A 20,256-nucleotide genomic window follows, 5' to 3' on the forward strand; every position below is an offset into this window, starting at 1 on the left:
TAACGGCTTATCGCGCCAATAGTGGCCGCAAAAAACGAGCTGTATGAGACTCTTTATTGGTGCAAATCTCTTCCGGCGTCCCCGTCACCAGAATGCGGCCACCACCGGCGCCCCCCTCCGGACCCAGATCGACGATCCAGTCGGCAGTTTTGATGACATCCAGATTGTGCTCGATGATGACGATGGTGTTGCCACGATCCCGCAGCTGGTGCAGCACCTTGAGTAGCTGCTGGATATCGTGGAAGTGCAGCCCTGTGGTCGGCTCGTCCAGAATGTAGAGAGTCTGACCGGTATCCCGCTTGGAGAGCTCCCGCGCCAGCTTGACCCGCTGTGCCTCACCGCCAGACAAGGTTGTGGCCGACTGGCCGAGGCGGATATAGGAGAGGCCCACGTCCATCAGGGTCTGCAGCTTGCGCGCCACTGCCGGTACCGGATCGAAGAACTCGCGGGCATCTTCCACCGTCATCTCGAGGATTTCGTGGATGTTCTTGCCCTTGTACTTCACCTCCAGCGTCTCGCGGTTGTAGCGCTTGCCCTTGCAGACGTCGCACGGTACGTAGACGTCCGGCAGGAAGTGCATCTCCACCTTGATGACTCCATCCCCTTGGCACGCCTCGCAGCGGCCCCCTTTCACGTTGAAGGAGAAGCGGCCCGGCTGGTAGCCTCGGGAACGCGCCTCCTGAGTGCCGGAGAGCAGCTCGCGGATCGGGGTGAACAGGCCGGTGTAGGTGGCCGGGTTGGAGCGCGGGGTGCGGCCGATGGGGCTCTGGTCGATATCCACCACCTTGTCCAGATGCTCCAGCCCCTCGACACTGCGATAGGGTGCCGGGGTGGATTCGGTGGCCTTGTTCAACTCGCGGTGAGCAATGCGGAACAGGGTATCGTTAATCAGGGTCGACTTGCCGGAGCCGGAGACGCCGGTGACGCAGGTCATCACTCCGATCGGCAGATCCAGGTTGACGTTGCGCAGGTTGTTGCCGCTCGCCCCCTTGAGCTTCAACCACTTGCCGGTGAGCGGGGTACGCTCGGCAGGAATGGCGATCTGCTTGCGACCGGAGAGGTAGTCACCGGTGAGTGACTCGGGATTGGCAATGATCTCCTCCGGCGTACCCTGCGCGACGATGGCCCCGCCGTGTACCCCGGCTCCCGGGCCGATGTCGAGCACATGGTCGGCGAGGCGGATAGCGTCCTCGTCGTGCTCCACCACGATCACAGTGTTGCCGAGATCACGCAGATGAGTGAGTGTCTTGAGCAGACGCTCGTTGTCGCGCTGATGCAAACCGATGGACGGCTCGTCCAGCACATACATGACACCTACCAGACCTGCACCGATCTGGCTGGCCAGTCGAATGCGCTGCGCTTCGCCGCCCGAGAGGGTCTCGGCACTGCGCGACAGGCTCAGGTAGTTAAGGCCAACGTTTACCAGGAAGCCGAGCCGCTCGACGATCTCTTTCAGGATCTTCTCGGCGATCTGGGCGCGCTGGCCGGTCAGATTCAGCCCCTCAAAGAAGGCGAGCGCATCGCCAATGGACTGCTCGGCGATGGCCGGCAGGTTGCGGTTGTCGACGAAGACGTGGCGCGCCTCCTCCCGCAGCCGGCTGCCATCGCAGCTTGAGCAAGACTTGTTGGCGATGTATTTGGAGAGCTCTTCACGCACCGAATTGGACTCGGTTTCCCGGTAGCGCCGCTCCATGTTGTGTAGGATCCCCTCGAACGGGTGCTTGCGCACCACCACGTCGCCGCGGTCGTTCATGTAGCGGAACTCGATCTCGGTGCGACCGGAGCCACGCAGGATCACCTCCTGGGTCTTGAGCGGCAGATCCTCCCACGGCGTCTCCAGATCGAATTTGTAGTGCTCGGAGAGAGATTTGAGCATCTGGAAGTAGTAGAAGCTGCGCTTGTCCCAGCCACGGATGGCGCCGTTGGCCAGGCTGATGGCCGGATCGCCGATCACCTTGGCCGGGTCGAAATATTGCTGCACGCCCAAACCATCACAGGTGGGACAGGCACCGGCCGGGTTGTTGAAAGAGAAGATGCGCGGCTCCAGCTCCGACATGGAGTAGCCGCACTCCGGGCAGGCGAAGTTGGCGGAGAAGGTCATGGGAGCAACCCCCTCCTCCCCGTCCATCGGCACCACCAACACGATACCACCGGATAGGGTCAGCGCCGTCTCGAACGACTCGGCCAGACGCAAGGCAAGGTCATCGCGCACCTTGAAGCGGTCCACCACCACCTCGATGGTGTGCTTCTTGTGCAGCTCCAGCGCGGGAGGGTCGGATAGATCGCACACCTCGCCGTCGATACGGGCACGGATATAACCCTGCGCCGCCAGATTCTCCAGCAGCTTGGTGTGTTCCCCCTTGCGGTCACGCACCACCGGGGCCAGCAGCATCAGCTTGCTCCCCTCCGGCTGGGCCAGTACCTGATCCACCATCTGGCTGATGGTCTGGGCGGCAAGCGGAATGGCATGGGTCGGGCAGCGCGGCTCACCGACCCGGGCGAACAGCAGACGCAGGTAGTCGTAGATTTCGGTGATGGTGCCGACGGTCGAGCGCGGGTTATGGGAAGTGGACTTCTGCTCGATGGAAATGGCGGGCGAAAGCCCCTCGATATGGTCGACGTCCGGCTTCTCCATCAGGGAGAGGAACTGGCGAGCATAGGCGGAGAGGGACTCCACATAGCGGCGCTGCCCCTCGGCATAGAGGGTATCGAACGCCAGAGAGGATTTGCCCGAGCCGGAGAGGCCGGTGACCACGATCAGCTTGTCGCGGGGCAGGGTCAGATTGATGTTCTTGAGGTTGTGGGTGCGAGCACCCCGGACCACGATCTTTTCCATCTTGTTGCACGCTCGATACAGAAACCTGAGCGAGTCAGTATGGCATAGAGACTACTGGATGAATAGACAGTCATGAGATGAAATGCGCATCATCCGGCGCACGCCATCTGCTCTTTTTTCTCCACCAGCAGCCGCTCGTTTTGCCATATCAGAGCGGTGACCTCGACCCGATAGGGACAACGCAAACCCAGCCCTATTTTGCCAACCGCCATGACCACTCCAGCCTGCAGCGACAGATTACGGCTCTGGCGCTGAGTCGTGCTCCCGGCCGCCCCTTCGCCATGCACCAGCAAGCTGACACTCACCGTCAAGTCGCGCTTGCTGAGCAGCGTTGGCGCAAGTGACAGCCCCTGCTCGTTCTGCGCAATATTGAGGGACAAGCGGATCGACGGATCGGGCTCCATCTCGTTTCCCCTAGCGCTTGCTGGGGAAGCGACGCGATGAACCAGCATCAACCCACAGAGCAGCACCAATAAAAGAGGGGCCCGCAGGCCCCTGAATCCGGAGATGACCATCAGTTGCTACCAGCCCCTTGATAGACATAGGCATGGTTATCGCTGCCCAATACGGTCACATTGGCAGTATTAAAGCTTTCGTTTTGCACCACATCAACGGTGTTGCGCCCCCCACCAACCCCAGCATTGACGTAGACATTGGCCTCGTGCTCAGCGCCGTTCTGGGTCACGGTGAGCTTGTTCTCGCTACCCAAGTAGGACTCAACCTTGGCATTGTTCAACTCACCATCCTGGGTCACTTTGACCACAGACTCAGAGTGAGACGCATCGGCATAGGCCCAGTTGTCAGTGCCTTTCTGAGCAACGACCAGCTCGTTGTCCGAGCCCCAGGTCCAGGCGCCTTTGCCTTCACCATCACGAGCAGAGGCAACCTGGTTGCCAGTTCCGTTCTGGTCGATATCGATGGTATTGCCGCTGCCTGCTTGTTGCACTGCATTGGCATAGTTGTCATTACCTACCTGATCAATGGTGACCGCACCATCGGTACTGCTGGCTAACTGGTTGACCACGGCCTTGTTGTCATCACCTGTCTGGTTGACCAAGGCATCATTGCCAGTACCTTGCTGGTCGGTCTCAATCCGGTTGCGATTACCATCCTGTGTCAGGTCAGCAAACTCCCCGGTTCCAGACTGTTTGGCCAACAGGCCGTTGCCATTCCCGGCATCAGACCCTTGCTGCAGAGTCACCACTTCACCGCGGGTTCCACTTTGCTCAACAGTCGCTACGTTGGCACTATCGTATTGAGTGACGTCTGCATTGTTCAAAGAACCACTCTGAGTCACCACTGCAGATGTTCCTTCCGCCGGTGCATAGTCATAGTTACCGGTTGCCTGCAGCACCTTGGTGATATTGCTCTCTCCACGTTGTACCACTTCGGCGTTGGCTCCATCAGCCGCTGTCTGGGTCACGTCAGCCTGGTGAGCCCCCCCTTCTAGCTGCTGTACACTCGCCCGAGCGAAATCGGATATCTGGTTATTAATGACAGTCCGATTACCATCCGAGATTTGAGTGATCCTGGAGTCAGCTAAGTCACCATTATCTTGCTTGATCTTGGCGTCGTTGCGATCCCCATCCTGCACAACCCCGGCAACCGCACCGCCATTCTCAAATTGCTGAATCACATCAGCAAAGTTGTCGTTCCCCTTTGTATCGATGGAGGCTTTGGAGAGGTTAGTGTCACCTTGTTGCAAGATGTAACCCTCGTTACTGTCACCTACCTGCCGAGTATCGGCATCTGACTGGCCGGTATTCTTTTGAGTGGTAACAGCTGTGTTGTTGTTACCAGCTTGATCGATGTTAGCCTTGTTATCGACGCTTCCCACCACCTGGTTAATGGTGGCGATATTGCCGCTCTGGGCCTGGTTCACCGTAGCCTGGTTGCCAGTAGATGCCGCCCAAGCGGTGCTGGTCGCCAGAAGAACTGCCGAGGCAATGATGGTACGTTTAAACATGATTTCCCTCTCGTGCTAATGGTTGAGCCTAGGCTCAGTTGGTTTGAACGACATTTACTTGCTGATTGGCCCCCATCTGGATGACGGTGGCCGTTAATCCGATTCCGTTCTGCTCGATGCTGGCCTGATTGCCATCACCCAGCTGGATCGCCCGGGCCTGATTGTCTGCCCCTTGCTGACTGATCCAGGCTTCATTGCCGCTGCCTTGTTGCAGCAGCCAAATCCGGTTATTGATGCCCGCCTGATAGAGTTCGGCGCTATTGCCCTCACCCAGTTGCGCACCATTGACCCAGTTCTCATCTCCTACCTGGGAGAGCGCCAACTCATTGGCCCAACCCTGTTGCAGCAGGCGCGCCTGATTCAGCTCCCCTTGCTGGGTGAGGTGCAGTTGCTGCTCGCTACCGAGTTGCCACAACAGCGCCTGATTCCCGTCGTTCTGCAAACCGGAATCCAGCTCGCTTGCCATCGCCAGCTCATCAAAGACGGCAGGCTCTGCGGCGAGTTGCGGGGCGCCCGATATCAGCAGAAAAAAGAGAGCACTCAACAGATGTTTCATCGCGCCATCGCCTTGTTGGAAAACGCCCACAGTATCCCTGTCAGACAAGAGGCGGCCTATCAGGCACTCCGCTGATTCGAGGATGAAAAGCGCCGCCCTGTCGTTGAGCAGAAAGTCTTAAGTCGTATTCGATAGAGGCCAAAAAAATGCCCTCCACCAGGGAGGGCATTGCGAGAGCGGGAAAACTCAAAGCAGCGGGGCGTTGTCTTGCAGGTACTCCTGCAGGATCGGATTGTCGATATCCCGCTGGTCGGCCAGTTGCCACAGATTGTCCCGCACGCCATTGGCAATCAGCCGGATCACCCCGGACTCGATAGCCGACATGACACACATCTGTACCGGCTCATTGGTGCTGAAACCGGCCTCGGCCTCCAGCAGGCGCTTGTACTCGACGAAGCGGAATACCCCTGCCTGCACCTGTTGCGACAGCACTGTCTTGGAGGTGGTGACACTGTTCAGGATCCGGCCTGAACGGATATCGACGGCTCGCAGATTGACCGTCACCTGATCGACCCGGTACTCCCCGCTGGCACCGATGCCAAAATACTTGGCCCCCGCCCCGCCGGTGCGCACATTGCTGTCATAGGCGACGATCCCCCCCTCGATCAGGATGTTGGCGGCGACCAGCGAGGGCAGTTGATTGGCATTGTTGCCGGGAACGTTGGGCTTGTTCTGGGCCGCCCGCACAATCTTGCGTTCGGTCAGCAGGTTCTGCAGCCCCTCCCGCTCCAGCGGCACAAACCATTGGGAATCCCACAAAGCCGTGCTCAGCATGGCGACCCCGCCCTGGGTGACCGCCGTGGAGAAGTTGGATGCCGGTGCTGGCAGATACTGACCGGTCTGATCGCGAAAATCGTAGACGGCCGCGACAATTTTCCCTTTTGGCTTGGGCAGACTGATCAGCTCCTTGTAAGAGACGGATCGCGGCATCAGGGTTGCCTTCTCATCGGCAACGGGCGAGCCGATATGGGTCGCACAGCCAGCCAGCGCAAGCAGGGGCACTATCAATAACAGTTGTCGTTTCATCGCGCCCTCAGTCGGCAATCAGGCCATTCACTTCGATCATGGTGGTCTGGTTGGTCACCCGGTCGGTGATCGAAACCACCAGAGTGCCATCTTCATCCACCACATTGATGGCAAAATCATCGGTCACCAGACTGCCACTCTGGCTGCCATCCTTGCCGATATCGGCCAGCAGCTGGCTGATCAAGCGGGATTGCAGGTTGGAGGTCAGGCGATCCAGCGCCGAGGTACCGCTGCTACCGCTGCCACTGGCGGGATCCTTGTAATCATTCTGCGCATTGGCGGTGCCAAGCAGATGACTGCTGTTGAGAGGGTTACCCCCAAAGCTGGGGTTGACGGGGCGATAGACAAGCTCCGACGCATGGAGCGCTGGCGCTATCAGTGCTGCAACTAGCAATAACCGGGCACGCATGAGAAATATCCTTATAGTTCATCATGTTCCAAATCGAAGGTATCCATGAACAGGGTCGCGATCTTCTGCTGTTCGAGGGTCTGCCTGACCTGTGACCAAGCCAGTTTGGCGCTCTGCTCCTGCTGATTGCGGCCGGGAGAGAGCGCGGTTTTAAAAATCACCTTCCGGTTATGGGTGATCCAGATCAGGCTGCCCCAGCGAGCAGTCGGGCGCTCATGAATCGTCAGATTTTCTCTGGCATTCGGGTCTTCATCACTGCGCAACCGGGTAAATTCGTTATAAAAGCCCTGACCGAAGCGGGTAAAAGTGCGGTCCAGCACCAAACCATCCACATCCAGCCGATCACTCTCCTGCTCCGGCTGTACCGACTCCAGCGGAGCATCGGCCTCGGCCGCCACAACGGTCGTGAAGCCCCAGAGCAGCACAAGGCAACACGCCAGAGAGAACGCTTTCATCAGTGGGAGTCCGGAGCATCGAGATACTCTTTGGCCCAGCTCACCGCCTGGATCCGGTTCTTCACGTTCAGCTTTTTAAAAACGTTATAGAGGTGGGATTTGACGGTGTGCTCGCTGACAAACAGGCTGTCGGCGATCTCGACATTGGAGGCGCCCGTCATCAGATAACGGATGATCTCCTGCTCTCTGGCTGTCAGCAGGGTGTCGTTACGCAGCAGGTAGCTATTGCCCTGGCGATAGTATTCGACCAGCTCGCACAGCAGGTGGCGCGGCATCCAGTACTCGCCCAACAGGATTTTCTGCAACCCGGCAACCAGTCGGTCGAGCGGATCCTGACGGAAAAACAGACCGCAGATCTGCGGCCACATCAGCAGCAGGTCGCGATCCGTCGCAGTGGGAGCATTGAGCAGCACTGTGGCCGCCATGCCAAAGCGTTCAGAGATCGCCCGGTTCCAGCCCAGTGACTGGCCGGAGCGGATATAGTCGAGATCGATGAGAAACAGCGTGCCGTCACACTGGTTATCTAGCTGATTAATCTCGTGGATTAGCTGGACGGGACGGCTCAAATGAGAGATGAGATATGCAGCAAATGTGCTGGCCTGCACATTATTTTCAGTGACCAGTGCGATCGGGCATGCGGCTTTCATTGTGTGCTCTTCCTTGAACCTGTAAACCACCTAATCTGGCCGACTGAGTCTACCAAGGAGGTATGGGAGCACAATATTAAAAAAGTATGAGAATGGATCTCATAAATATCGTAACCATATGTTTTTAGTCGATTTAAAAACCGATTACAATTCGCCAATCAGCCAGCATAACAGGAATATATGGCAGAAATGTGATGCCGGACGCGCCGGAAACAGCTGCAACCCGCCCATCACTGCGGCAGGAGCCAACAGTTGCCTTTGGCACATCAAGCCGGTTAAGGATGCTGCCAATCCGCTTCGCAACTGTTACTATGACCGTCACATGCGTCTGCGGGACATTGCGCCCCGCACACAGCAACTAATCAGGTATCTAGTCGTGTTGGACCAGGTTTCGACCTGGCCGGTAAATAAGGTGGAAGAGAGATTATGGCCAGTCGAGGCATCAATAAAGTCATTCTGATCGGTAACCTCGGGCAAGACCCGGAAGTACGCTACATGCCGAGTGGCGGTGCTGTGACCAACATTACTCTGGCTACCTCCGAAACCTGGCGCGACAAGCAGACCGGTGAGCAGAAAGAGCGTACCGAATGGCATCGCGTCGTCTTCATGGGCAAGTTGGCCGAAGTGGCTGGCGAGTACCTGAAGAAAGGCTCCCAGGTCTATGTGGAAGGCAAACTGCAAACCCGTAAATGGCAGGATCAGAGCGGCCAGGAGCGCTACACCACTGAAGTGCTGGTCGACAGCTTCACTGGCGTGATGCAGATGCTGGGTGGTCGTCCGCAAGGCGGTCAGGGCATGGGCCAGAACATGGGTGGCCAATCCCAGGGTAACTGGGGTCAGCCGCAGCAGAGCATGCCTGCCCAGCAGCCGATGAATCAGCAGCGCCCGGCACCGGCTCCGCAGCAGAACATGCAGCCGCAAGGCGGTTATGGCCGTCCTGCCCAGCAGCCGCAATCTGCGCCGCCGGTATATAACGAGCCGCCGATGGATTTCGACGACGATATCCCGTTCTAAGAACAGAATATTGAAAAGGCCCTGATAACTCAGGGTCTTTTTTTATGCACTCAGGCTGAACCTCTCAGCCCGAAAGGGATATAACGCTTTTTGGTTGCCTCCCCTACAGTGATGGATATTCTCCACAGGAGCGCTTTGTGAAAAGTGCAATGAAACTGCTAACCCCTTTATTGCTAATGCTGACCAGCTTGCTCTCCGGCCAGTTGCAGGCAACGCCACTCAAGGTCGGGGTCAGCTTTGCCATCCCCCCTTATGTCATCGAAGGCGAGAATCGCGGCATTGAGCTGGATCTGCTGAAAGAGGCGTTCGCTGGCAGCGGCTATGAACCCAGCTTTGAATTTCTGCCACTGGAGCGCACCTTCCGCCTGTTCGAGTCAGGAAAGCTGGATGCCATCATCAACGTCAGACCCGGTATGGTTGATCCTCACGTTCTGACCCAGCCCGTTATCACCTTCCATAACCGGATCTTCACCCTGCGCAGCACCCACATCAGTACTCTGGACGACCTGCATTCAAAACGGGTCACCGCCTTTCAACGGGCAAGGATCATTCTGGGGGGCGCGTTCGCCACCATGGCCAACCAGAATCCCCACTATGAGGAGGTAGCCAAGCAGCAGGTGCAGGTACATCAGCTGATGCGCGGCAGGGTGGATGCAGTCGTACTGGAGGAGCGGGTGTTCTACTACTACCTCGACCAGCTGATTACCACCGCCCAGGCAGGCGAGCACTACGAGCGCAATCAGGTCAGGCAAGCAGACCTCTTCCCGCCCACCGTCTATCACTTTGCCTTCCGAACGGCCGATGCCCGCAATCTGTTTGATAAGCGCCTTGAGGCGATGCGTCAGGATGGTCGTTATCACCAGATTTTCGCGGCTTACGGCGCCACGCCGTGAGCCACAAACATAAAAGCCAGCCGGTAAGGGCTGGCTTTGTACTGGCTCCGAAGGAACAGCAGTAGGGGAGCGTTACTTCATTGCGCTGCCGTTTTTCAGTTCTGCTTTCTGACGTTTGGCTTCGCGTTTCTCTTTCAGTGACATCTGCGGTTTTTTCTTGGCATCTTTGCCGTTGTGATGTTCTTTGTTACTCATCATCAAACTCCAAAAATGTTACCCAGACAGTTGGTTCCTCATGGGAGCCAGCATGCCATCCGAATCATCAACTTCAGTACGCTTGGTGGGATGGTGCAAGACCATCACCAGACCCAGCATACCCTCCAGCGGCATCCGGATCCAGCCTCATTCTCGTCCAAAAAATGTCGCGCGCAGCCCCTTGAGCGGGGAGGCCAAACGACCTCGACAGGAAAGACCAAAAAAGAGTAATTCGCATTATTAAATGTTGTCACGCTTATATTAAGCTATCGTTACCTGGATATTTTCACGGGTAAATATAAATCCCTCTCATTATTTATTGCCACGCAAGAGGTCACCATTTTAATAAGCATTCGCAATACCATCGGAAACATCAGGTTACAACACCGAATAGGTTATTTCCGGTCAGCCGGATATAATGCGTGCCGCACCGAAATATCCGTTTTTATTCAGGAAGCTGTACATGAACAGAAAAACCAGAGCCGCCATGGTGTCGGTCTGCTCCAATATCAGTCTGATCATCATGAAAATGGTGGCCGGGTTCGCCAGCGGCTCGGTCAGTATCATCTCGGAGGCGATCCACTCCGCCATGGATCTGGTGGCGGCCCTGATCGCCCTGTTCGCGGTGAAAAAGTCCGATCTCCCGCCCGATGAACGGCACCCCTATGGTCACGACAAGATTGAAAATGTCTCCGGCGTCATCGAAGCACTGCTTATCTTGCTGGCCGCGGGCTGGATCATCTTCGAAGCCGTCGACAAGCTGATCACCCCCAGCTCCATCGAGAGCATTGGCTGGGGCGTACTGGTGATGGTGATCTCGGCGCTGGTCAACAGCGGCGTCTCTGCCTACCTCTACAAGGTGGCCCGAGAGGAGGAGTCGGTCGCGCTGGCTGCCGATGCGCTTCATCTCAAGGCGGATGTGCTCACCTCCGCCGGGGTCGCCGTCGGTCTTGGCGGGATCTGGCTGGCCGGTCTGTTCGGCCATTCACTCGCCATCCTCGACCCGCTGGTCGCCATTGCGGTCGCCATCTTTATTGTCAGAGAGGCCATCAGCATGCTCAACGAGGCCTTCCAGCCGCTGATCGACCAGAGCATGAGCCCAGAAGAGCTGGCGATGACCAGCCGCATCATCACCGAATGCTGCCCTGCCGCCAGCGGTTTCCACGATCTGCGCAGCCGTCGTGCCGGACGCCGCCGCCATATCGACTTCCACCTCACCCTGCCCCCGGAGATGAGCATCGGCGAAGCCCACGATATCTGTGATCGCATCGAACACGCCATCATGGCGCAGTTGCCCCACGCCATCGTGCTGATCCACGTCGAGCCGGAGGAGCAAGAGATGCCTTCACCGCTCGCCATAAATTGAAATGTGGCAAACAGGCGGGAAAGTGGCAGCGAAATAACGGAAAGTTGGCACAAACCCGCATTTTTACTGCCGGAAAGCCGATTGCATAAGAAGTGATCGGCACAACTGTGTTAGGGTGTCTAACCACCCTGCCGCAGGAGCGCGCCGTGAAAAAGCTGGAAATGAAAGATCTGACCGAGGCCGAAAAAGCCGAGATAGCCTTGTTATTGCAAAAGGCACAAGCCAATGCAGACCACCAGCTGACCAACGGAGAGCGGAACAAGATCCGCGAAGAGGGTCGCCTGAAAATTGTGGCCGACCGCGCCGAAGCGGCCAAGGCTGCCTCCAAGCTGGCTCGCGAGAAAGCCAAAGAGCGCGCCAAGAACCAGGTACTGCCGGAAACCTTCAGCTGGATTGATTCGGTCAGCAACAAGTTTCGCAGCAAGCGCTGATCCCTTCTTGCAAAACGCCCGCTGGCACTTGTGCCTGCGGGCGTTTGCATGTCTGGGCGATGCTCGATGAGCCAGATTTGGCGCTGCCATTGATTTGCAGCCCAGAAGCTAATCGCAGCAGCAAAGAAGTGATTTACATTGTGACTTAGAGAGAACGCCAACTGACAATCCCCATCTATCGCCACCTTTTTCATTTTTTCTCATATTTTTTGTCAGAACTGGCTACATAGTCAGGACAAAAAAGCCGAATCTGACTTGCCACAGGGTGATATGAGTCTGCACTTATTTTTCTATGCCGTTGAAATGCATCATGTTTACTATAAAAAATGATATTTTTGGCTGTTACAAAACATTAATATCGAGATAAAGTTTGCTTTAAAAATGAGAGCGTGTTTTAATCTTTCTCGATGGTTCGGCAGTTCAGACCTGATTATGTTAGGCAGTCATTTTAGTAAAGCAGTGATTAGCATAAGCGTTATCCTCGGATAATTCTTATCAAATAATTCTCCTTCTTTAGTGCTCCCCATACGTATTGCTGACGAAAAATCAAAAATTGCCATTTAGGTGGCATTCAACACTATTTAAGGAAATTATTATGTCTAACAAAATGACTGGTACCGTTAAGTTCTTCAACGCTGAGAAAGGTTTTGGTTTCATCTCCCCGGCTGACGGCAGCAAAGACGTGTTCGTACACTTCTCCGCTATCCAGTCCACCAGCTTCAAAACCCTGGACGAAGGTCAGCGCGTTGAGTTCACCATCGAGCAAGGCCAGAAAGGCCCGGCTGCTGCCAACGTAGTTGGTCTGTAATTCAAGCCGGAGCATGCTGCTGATGGCTTATGCCAACTGCTGACAGCTCTGCAAGAATTTAAAAAAACCCGCTTCGGCGGGTTTTTTGTTTTTCCCCGCTTTTTCCTCACTGATCTCCCCTCCCCCGACCACTTGATCCCTCCCTTACACGCTCTCACCGCTTGAGTCTTAGAATGAGCTCCGAATGGACTCAAAATGTAAAATAGTGACGAAAAAGTCAGGTTATACGCTGTATTTGCCGCGAATTCTTGCTATTTTGCGCGCCACCAACGCAAACGATTTCCTTCACACTTTCAGGATTAGTTATGGCAAAGCAAGATATGGCCGCCCAAACAGGGACTGGCGGCTTTCTGGACTCTTATTTTTCCATTTCTGCGCGCGGCAGCAGCGTGCGTCAGGAGCTGGTCGCGGGGCTGACCACCTTCCTGGCGATGGTCTACAGCATCATAGTGGTGCCGAACATGCTGGGTGCCGCCGGCTTTGAGCAGGGCCCGGTGTTTGTGGCCACCTGTTTGATCGCCGCCTTCGGCTCCCTGCTGATGGGGCTGTGGGCCAAGCTCCCGATGGCTATCGGTTGCGCCATCTCTCTCACCGCCTTTACCGCATTCAGCTTGGTGCTGGGTCAGGGGCTGAGCATTCCGGTCGCGCTGGGCGCCATCTTCCTGATGGGTGTGCTGTTTACCCTGATCAGCGTCACTGGCGTACGCCAGTGGATCCTGGACAACCTCCCCTCCGGCATCGCCCACGGCACCGGTATCGGTATCGGTCTGTTCCTGCTGCTAATCGCCACCAACGGCGTTGGCATGGTGATCAAGAACGAAGGGGCCGGTCTGCCGGTTCAACTGGGTGAAGTGACCGCCTTCCCGGTCATCATGACGGTGCTGGGTCTGGCTGCCATCTTCGGTCTCGAGCGTCGCAAGGTGCCGGGCGGCATCCTGATGGTGATCATCGCCATCTCCATCCTCGGCCTTATCTTCGACCCGAAAGTGACCTGGCAGGGCTTCTTCGCCATGCCGAGCCTGACTGGAGAGAAGGGCTCTCTGGTAGGTAGCATGGATCTGCTGGGCGCCCTCAATCCGGTAGTCATTCCGACCGTGTTGGCGCTGGTGATGACCGCCGTGTTTGACGCCACCGGCACCATCCGTGCCGTGGCCGGTCAGGCTGGCCTCATCAACGAGCGTGGCCACATCATCAGCGGCGGCAAGGCCCTGACTGCCGACTCCGTCAGCAGCATGGTGGCAGGCGCCGTAGGTGGTGCTCCGGCTGCCGTCTACATCGAATCCGCCGCAGGCACCGCGGCCGGTGGCAAGACCGGTCTGACCGCCGCGCTGGTCGGCGTGCTGTTCCTGCTGATGATCTTCCTCTCCCCGCTGAGCTATCTGGTACCGGCTTACGCCACCGCACCGGCCCTGATGTACGTCGGTCTGCTGATGCTGGGCAACGTCACCAAGCTGGACTTCAGCGACTCGGTCGATGCCCTCTCCGGCATGCTGTGCGCCGTCTTTATCGTACTGACCTGCAACATAGTCACCGGCATCATGCTGGGCTTCGTGGCGCTGGTCGTTGGCCGCATCTTCGCTGCCGAGTGGAAGAAGCTGAACGTCGGCACCGTCATCATCGCCCTGGCGCTGGTGATCTTCTACGCCGGTGGCTGGGCCATCTAATCCGTCCGCATATTCCGGTTATAGCGAAGGGCCCTGCGGGGCCCTTTTTCATGGCTGTGAGTCAGCTAACAGTTTCCCGCCCGTTTGCCCTGCGCCGTTTCAGATTGAAACATTCATCCCCCTTCTGCTGTTTCAAATCCGAACCAAATCGCCCGTCATTTTTATCCCTTTTTCTGTCGTTAGACTGGCTCCATCAACCATTTGCCCACCCGAGCGGTGGCAAGCCAAGGAGTGAGCCATGAAGAAACTGATCAATGCCGTCGATGCCGTGGTCCGTGAACAACTGATGGGGATGGCAGCCGCCCACCCCGAGCTCAAGGTACGTATCGAACCCCACTACATCACTCGCGCCGACTCCCCCGTGATGGGCAAGGTGGCGCTGGTCTCCGGCGGTGGCAGCGGCCACGAGCCGATGCACGGCGGTCTGGTGGGCAAGGGGATGCTGGATGGCGCCTGCCCCGGCGAGATCTTTACCTCCCCGACCCCGGATCAGATGTACGAGTGCGGTCAGGCCGTTGATGGCGGCGCGGGCGTGCTGTTTCTGGTGAAGAACTACACCGGCGACGTACTCAACTTCGAGACCGCGGTCGAGCTGCTGCACGGCGACGGCGTCAAGGTGGGTTTCGCCCTCATCGATGACGATGTCGCGGTCAAAGACAGCCTCTACACCGCCGGTCGCCGTGGCGTTGCTACGACCGTGCTGTGCGAGAAGCTGGTCGGTGCCGCCGCCGAGGCGGGCTACGATCTGGCGCGCTGCGAGGCGCTGGCCCGTCGTATCAACAACCAGAGCCGCACCATAGGCGTGGCCATGCATGCCTGCACTGTGCCTGCTGCTGGCAAGCCCTCCTTCACTCTGGCGGACAACGAGCTGGAGTTCGGCGTCGGTATTCACGGCGAGCCGGGCATCGAGCGTCGCCCCTTCACCGACCTCAATACCCTGGTGGACGATATGTTCAGCGAGCTTACTGACAACACCCCCTATGGCCGCACCCTGCGCCACTGGGATCGCACCAGCGGCAGCTGGCAGGAGGAGCACACCTTTATCGAACCGCTCAACAAGGGTGATCGGGTCATCGCGCTGGTCAACAGCCTCGGCGGCACCCCGATTTCAGAGCTCTACGGTGTCTATGGTCGCCTCGCGACCCTGTGCGAGGAGGCGGGCATCCATCTGGTGCGCAACCTGATCGGCCCCTACTGCACCTCCCTCGACATGACCGGCATCTCCATCACCCTGCTCAAGGTGGATGATGAGCTGATGACCCTGTGGGATGCCCCCGTTCACACCCCCGCCCTACGTCGCGGCTGCTAAGGAGTGCCGATAGCCATGCTAAGCAAACACCACATCGTCAACTGGCTGCTCGACTGCGAACACATCTTTACCGAGCAGCGTGACTACCTCACCGCGCTGGATACCGATATCGGCGACGGCGATCACGGCCTCAACATGCAGCGCGGCTTCGCCAAGGTGGCCGAGAAGCTGCCCGCGGTAGCAGACAAGGATATCGGTCAGGTGCTGAAAACCACCGGCATGACGTTGCTCTCCTCGGTCGGCGGTGCCAGCGGCCCGCTCTACGGCACCTTCTTTATTCGAGCCGCGGCCAGCAGCGACGCCTGCCAGAGCCTGAGCCTCAGTCAGCTGTGCAAGATGCTGAGTGACGGGGTCGAGGGCATTGTTTCTCGCGGCCGTGCCGAGCCGGGCGACAAGACCATGTGTGACGCCTGGTGGCCGGCACTGGCCGCCCTGCAACAGGCGCAGCAGCAAGAGTTGCCGCTCAACGAGGCGCTGGACAAGGCGGTGGCAGCCGCCGCAGCCGGTACCGAGGCGACCATCCAGATGCAGGCTCGCAAGGGGCGCGCCAGCTATCTTGGCGAGCGCAGCATCGGCCATCAGGATGCCGGGGCCACCTCGACCCTGCTGCTGCTGACTGCCCTACGTGACAGAGCGAGGTTGTGACATGATCGGAATCGTAGTGGTCTCTCACAGCGCCATGCTGGCGGCCGGTTTGAAAGCGCTGGCCGACCAGCTCGGCAGCCCGGCCCGATTGCTGCTGGCGGCCGGGGTCGATGACCCCGACCACCCCATCGGCACCGATGCCATCGCGGTGATGAGTGCGATTGAAGAGGCGGATGACGGCAGCGGCGTGCTGGTGCTGATGGACTTGGGCAGCGCCCTCTTGAGTGCCGAGACCGCCCTCGAACTGCTGCCCCCGGAGCTGAGCGCGAGGGTGCGGCTCTGCCCCGCCCCGCTGGTCGAGGGTACCCTGGCCGCCGTGGTGGCGGCCGGTTCCGGCCTGACGCTGGATGAGGTGGCCGCCGAGGCGCTCGGCGCGCTGGGCCCAAAACAGGCGATGCTGCCTGCCAGCCCGGCGCAGGCCGCCACCGAGACGGCCCCCGTTGCTGACGACGGCTGGCTGCGCTGCGAGGTGGTGGTGGATAACCCCCACGGCCTGCATGTGCGCCCCGCCGCCCGACTGGTGGCCGCCCTCAAGCCCTTTGCCGCCGAACTCAAGCTGCAAAAGGGGGATAAAGAGGCCAATCCCCGCAGCCTGACCCGGCTCGCCATGCTCAACGTGCGGCAGGGCGACCAGCTCATCCTGCTGGCGCGCGGCGAGGATGCCAGCGCCGCCCTGGCCAGCTTCCGGCAACTGGCAGCCGAGCGCTTCGGCGACTGACGCCGCACACCACTGTTTCAAGGGCTGCACTCGCTCGCTGAGCTTGTGCAGCTTCATTCAAGACGAAGGAGTCCCCGGCACAGCCGCCCCTTCGCCCCGATTCTTAATTCATAAAGAGAGAGGGATAAAATATGGACCGCATCATCATCAGCCCCAGCAAATACGTACAAGGCAACGGGGCCCTAGCCAATATCGGCAACTACGTCAAAGCGCTCGGTAGCAAGCCGCTGATCCTGGCCGACGCCTTCGTCACCAAGCTGGTGGGCGATACCGTAGCTACCAGCTTCCACGGCGCCGGTATCAAGCCGGAGTTCGACTGCTTCAACGGCGAGTGCTCCCGCCCCGAGATCGACCGCCTGCTGGCCCACTGCCAGCAGACCCCGTTTGACGTCATCATCGGCATCGGCGGCGGCAAGACGCTGGATACTGCCAAGTCGGTCGCCTTCTACCAGAAGGTGCCGGTGGTCATAGTACCCACCATCGCCTCCACCGATGCCCCCACCAGCGCGCTGGCGGTCATCTACACCCCGGAAGGGCAGTTCAGCGAATACCTGATGATCCCGACCAACCCCAACATGGTCATCATGGATACCGGCGTGGTCTCCCGCGCCCCGGTGCGGCTCTTGGTCTCCGGCATGGGGGATGCGCTCTCCACCTACTTCGAGGCCCGCGCCAACAAGGTCTCCGGTTGCCAGACCATGGCCGGTGGAGCTTCTACGCTGGCGGCGCAGGCCATTGCCGAGCTCTGCTACAAGACCCTGCTGGCCGATGGCTACAAGGCCAAGCTGGCGGTGGAGCAGGGGCTCTGCACCAAGGCGGTGGAGAACATCATCGAGGCCAACACCTATCTGAGCGGTATCGGCTTCGAGAGCAGCGGGCTGGCCGCCGCCCACGCCATCCACAACGGTCTGACCCAGCTGGCTGAGTGTCACCACCTCTACCACGGTGAAAAAGTGGCGTTCGGTACCCTGGTGCAGCTGGTGCTGGAGAACGCGCCGATGGCGGAGATCGAAACCGTGCTGGCCTTCTGCCGCTCGGTGGGCCTGCCGACCAACCTGCATATGATGGGGGTCAAGGCGCTGGATATGGCGCGCCTGATGGAGGTAGCCAAAGCCTCCACTGCCGAGGGCGAAACCATCCACAACATGCCGTTCAAGGTCACCGCCGAGGATGTGCTCGCGGCCATCGTCACCGCCCACCAGCTGGGGCTGTAACCACGCTACCACTGACCTGCCATATAACAAGGCCCCGCATCTGCGGGGCCGTTTCGTTTTCTGCGGGCCGGTTCGCAACGACTTGAATAACCATCAGCCGTGATAGTCGGCGGGATCGATCTCGAGCAGCTTGAGCCGCCGCCAGAGGGTGGTGCGGCTGATGCCAAGATGCTGGGCCATCTGGCTCACCTGCCCCTTGCAGGCATGGGTGCAGCGCAGGATGGCCTGCCGCTCCAGCTCCGCCAGCGTGAGCAGCGGTTGCCCCACAACCTCGTCGGCCACCCGTTGATAGCCGTGCCGAATGGCGGCGGGCAGCGCCTCGGGCGGGATCGGCCCCTGACCGGCATGAAGCAGCGCATGCTCGACGGCGCTGCGCAGCTCCCCCAGATTGCCGGGCCAGGGATAGGCGAGCAGACAGTCGAGGGCCGCCGGACTGAACTGCCGTACCGGCTCGCGACCCTGCGCCCCTAGCTGCTGGCTGATAAGGCCCGGCAGATCTGCCGCGCGCTCCCGCAGCCCCGGCAGCCACAGCTCGCACGCCTGCAAGGCATAGAGCAGCTGGCGGCCAAACAGCCCCTCCTGTACCAGCTGCTCCAGCGGGGCGCTGCTGGTAGCGATGATCCGCACCTTAAGCGGCAGGATTCGGGCCGAATCGAAGCGCTGGATGCGGCCGGTCTTGAGCAGTTGCAGCAGCGCCGCCTGCATGGGGGCAGAGAGACACTCCACCTGCTCCAGTACCAACGTGCCGCCGTGGGCCAGCTCGAACTTGCCCGCCCGCTCCTGCCCCGCCTCGTCGGAGCCCATCAGCTCCAGCGCCATCCGCTCGCTCGGCAGCGCCTTACAGTTGAGGGTAATGAGCGGCCCGGCGGCCCGTTCGCTGCCAAAGTGGATCGCCTCCGCCAGCTGGGCCTTGCCCACCTCCTCCTCGCCGCGCAGCAGGATCGGCCCCTGACTCTGGGCCGCCTGCCGGGCGTAGCGCAGCAGCTTGCGCATGGCGCTCGACTCCCCCACCAGCGCCGACAGCTCGGGCACCGTCTGGCGCAGCTGATGGATGGCCCGCAGCCGATCGACCGGGTGCAGCAGGGCGATAAAGCTGACCCCTTCCGGCCCCGGTAGCGGCTTGAGGCTCACCAGCGCATTGATAAACTCCCCCTCCTGCGCGCCGAGCCGCTCCAGCGTCACCTCCACATGACTCAGTGGCGTTTGCCCCCTGATGGCCAGCTGCAACCGCTGGGGCAACAACAGGTGCTGCTCCAGCGGCTGGCCGAGACAGAGTGCGGGATCGAGCCGTAGCCGGTGGGCTGCCAGCGCGTTGAGGTAGCGCAGCCGCCCCTGCGGATCCCAGGCCAGCACGCCGTCATCCATGCCGTCGAGCAGGGCGTAAAGTTCGCTCAGGTGGTGCTGGGACTCCTGCATCAGGGTCTCCATCTGCAGCAGATGGGCCAGCTCGCGTCCGGCACTGACGGTGAGCGCCAGATCGCCGGCACTCGCCTCCTCCACCTTGCAGATCAGAGCGATGATGGCGACCTGACGGCCATTGTTGTTGTAGACCGGGCTGGCGCAGCTGTGCCACGGGTGGAGGGTCTGATTGAAGTGCTGGGCACCGCTGACGCAGAGCGGCACCCCCTCCAGCGCCGCCAGATTGATGGCATTGGTGCCGATGCGCCCCTCGCTAAAGAAGGCGCCGGGGCCAAACCCCAGCGCCGCCAGCTCGCGCAGGGTGTCGGGGTGGCCGGTCCGGGCCAGCAGGCAGCCGCTCTCGTCGGTGAGCAGCAGGGCGCAGGGGCGCCCCTCCATAAATTCGTAGAGATCTTCGAGGGCCATCTCGCCGGTGGTGAGCAAGTCGCGCTTGCGCTGGCGCAGGCTCTGCAAGGTCTGCCCCTTGGCGCTGTGGGGTGGATGCCAGAGGGTGGCACTGGTCTGGTGGGCGCAGCGCAGCCAGGATGCCTGCAGATAGTCAGGCCAGGGCTGCAATGGCTGAAGGTCAGATGGCATGGTCACAGCAATATCCGGCAAGATGTGAGCCGACCATTTAACCACGCCAGCGCCCCCGATTCAGTGACCTGCCTCAGAGGGTGGCAACGTTTAAAGACACCAGGTTGCC

General features: G+C 59.4%; 20 protein-coding genes. 10 read left to right on the plus strand and 10 right to left on the minus strand.

The features are described 5' to 3' along the window. Positions 1-7 precede the first annotated feature (7 nt). From uvrA to G5195_RS08690, 8 genes are all read right to left on the minus strand, one after another. Entirely contained in the window at positions 8-2,836 is a 2,829-nt protein-coding gene (uvrA, locus tag G5195_RS08655; protein WP_270905354.1) for an excinuclease ABC subunit UvrA, read from the minus strand. Positions 2,837-2,925: 89 nt separating this feature from the next. Next, positions 2,926-3,240 carry a curli-like amyloid fiber formation chaperone CsgH gene (csgH, locus tag G5195_RS08660; protein ID WP_254204223.1) on the minus strand — a complete coding sequence of 105 codons (315 nt, stop codon included), beginning with the start codon at positions 3,238-3,240 and terminating at the stop codon, positions 2,926-2,928. Positions 3,241-3,350: 110 nt separating this feature from the next. Next, positions 3,351-4,802: a curlin gene (locus G5195_RS08665; protein ID WP_421223168.1), complete on the minus strand. Its 1,452-nt coding sequence runs from the start codon at positions 4,800-4,802 to the stop codon at positions 3,351-3,353. Between the two features lie 34 nt (positions 4,803-4,836). Beyond that, a complete protein-coding gene (locus G5195_RS08670; RefSeq protein WP_201952781.1) occupies positions 4,837-5,358 on the minus strand; it encodes a curlin in 522 nt (173 codons plus the stop codon). A 186-nt stretch (positions 5,359-5,544) separates the two neighbouring features. Then, positions 5,545-6,384, minus strand: coding sequence for a CsgG/HfaB family protein (locus G5195_RS08675; RefSeq protein WP_005355003.1), 840 nt, complete (start codon positions 6,382-6,384; stop codon positions 5,545-5,547). A gap of 7 nt (positions 6,385-6,391) precedes the next feature. Then, a complete protein-coding gene (locus tag G5195_RS08680; protein ID WP_270905357.1) occupies positions 6,392-6,793 on the minus strand; it encodes a curli assembly protein CsgF in 402 nt (133 codons plus the stop codon). 11 nt (positions 6,794-6,804) lie between these two features. After that, positions 6,805-7,248 carry a curli production assembly/transport protein CsgE gene (locus G5195_RS08685; RefSeq protein WP_201952785.1) on the minus strand — a complete coding sequence of 148 codons (444 nt, stop codon included), beginning with the start codon at positions 7,246-7,248 and terminating at the stop codon, positions 6,805-6,807. Next, complete coding sequence (locus G5195_RS08690) at positions 7,248-7,895, minus strand: LuxR C-terminal-related transcriptional regulator (protein WP_158113813.1); 648 nt, start codon at positions 7,893-7,895, stop codon at positions 7,248-7,250. The genes G5195_RS08685 and G5195_RS08690 overlap by 1 nt, the downstream gene beginning before the upstream one ends. Before the next feature lie 426 nt (positions 7,896-8,321). Between G5195_RS08690 and G5195_RS08695 the strand changes: the two genes are divergently transcribed. After that, on the plus strand, positions 8,322-8,909 hold the full coding sequence (locus G5195_RS08695) for a single-stranded DNA-binding protein (protein WP_005340181.1): 588 nt from the start codon (positions 8,322-8,324) through the stop codon (positions 8,907-8,909). A gap of 176 nt (positions 8,910-9,085) precedes the next feature. Beyond that, positions 9,086-9,802: a substrate-binding periplasmic protein gene (locus G5195_RS08700; protein WP_421223182.1), complete on the plus strand. Its 717-nt coding sequence runs from the start codon at positions 9,086-9,088 to the stop codon at positions 9,800-9,802. A 72-nt stretch (positions 9,803-9,874) separates the two neighbouring features. Here the strand turns inward: G5195_RS08700 and G5195_RS08705 are convergent, their stop codons facing one another. Further along, positions 9,875-9,997 (minus strand): hypothetical protein, encoded by a 123-nt coding sequence (locus G5195_RS08705; protein WP_005306071.1) that lies wholly within the window; start codon positions 9,995-9,997, stop codon positions 9,875-9,877. Positions 9,998-10,460: 463 nt separating this feature from the next. Between G5195_RS08705 and G5195_RS08710 the strand changes: the two genes are divergently transcribed. From G5195_RS08710 to G5195_RS08745, 8 genes are all read left to right on the plus strand, one after another. After that, entirely contained in the window at positions 10,461-11,363 is a 903-nt protein-coding gene (locus tag G5195_RS08710; RefSeq protein ID WP_421236033.1) for a cation diffusion facilitator family transporter, read from the plus strand. A 146-nt stretch (positions 11,364-11,509) separates the two neighbouring features. Next, complete coding sequence (gene yjbD, locus G5195_RS08715; RefSeq protein WP_005340165.1) at positions 11,510-11,794, plus strand: DUF3811 domain-containing protein; 285 nt, start codon at positions 11,510-11,512, stop codon at positions 11,792-11,794. A gap of 595 nt (positions 11,795-12,389) precedes the next feature. Further along, positions 12,390-12,602, plus strand: a complete 213-nt coding sequence (gene cspE, locus G5195_RS08720) for a transcription antiterminator/RNA stability regulator CspE (protein WP_005316548.1) — start codon at positions 12,390-12,392, stop codon at positions 12,600-12,602. Positions 12,603-12,907: 305 nt separating this feature from the next. Beyond that, entirely contained in the window at positions 12,908-14,266 is a 1,359-nt protein-coding gene (locus tag G5195_RS08725; protein ID WP_005340164.1) for an NCS2 family permease, read from the plus strand. 238 nt (positions 14,267-14,504) lie between these two features. Continuing rightward, positions 14,505-15,575 (plus strand): dihydroxyacetone kinase subunit DhaK, encoded by a 1,071-nt coding sequence (gene dhaK, locus G5195_RS08730; RefSeq protein ID WP_043851621.1) that lies wholly within the window; start codon positions 14,505-14,507, stop codon positions 15,573-15,575. A gap of 15 nt (positions 15,576-15,590) precedes the next feature. Next, positions 15,591-16,220 carry a dihydroxyacetone kinase subunit DhaL gene (dhaL, locus tag G5195_RS08735; protein WP_021231630.1) on the plus strand — a complete coding sequence of 210 codons (630 nt, stop codon included), beginning with the start codon at positions 15,591-15,593 and terminating at the stop codon, positions 16,218-16,220. A gap of 1 nt (position 16,221) precedes the next feature. After that, positions 16,222-16,938, plus strand: coding sequence for a dihydroxyacetone kinase phosphoryl donor subunit DhaM (dhaM, locus tag G5195_RS08740; RefSeq protein ID WP_421209404.1), 717 nt, complete (start codon positions 16,222-16,224; stop codon positions 16,936-16,938). A gap of 131 nt (positions 16,939-17,069) precedes the next feature. Beyond that, a complete protein-coding gene (locus G5195_RS08745; protein ID WP_421236034.1) occupies positions 17,070-18,152 on the plus strand; it encodes a glycerol dehydrogenase in 1,083 nt (360 codons plus the stop codon). Positions 18,153-18,245: 93 nt separating this feature from the next. Here G5195_RS08745 and dhaR read toward each other — a convergent pair whose 3' ends face one another. After that, positions 18,246-20,147, minus strand: coding sequence for a dihydroxyacetone kinase operon transcriptional regulator DhaR (dhaR, locus tag G5195_RS08750; protein ID WP_421236035.1), 1,902 nt, complete (start codon positions 20,145-20,147; stop codon positions 18,246-18,248). Positions 20,148-20,256: the final 109 nt, after the last annotated feature.

The organism is Aeromonas sp. 601039, from assembly GCF_049174415.1.
GTDB classification, from domain to species: domain Bacteria; phylum Pseudomonadota; class Gammaproteobacteria; order Enterobacterales; family Aeromonadaceae; genus Aeromonas; species Aeromonas veronii_A.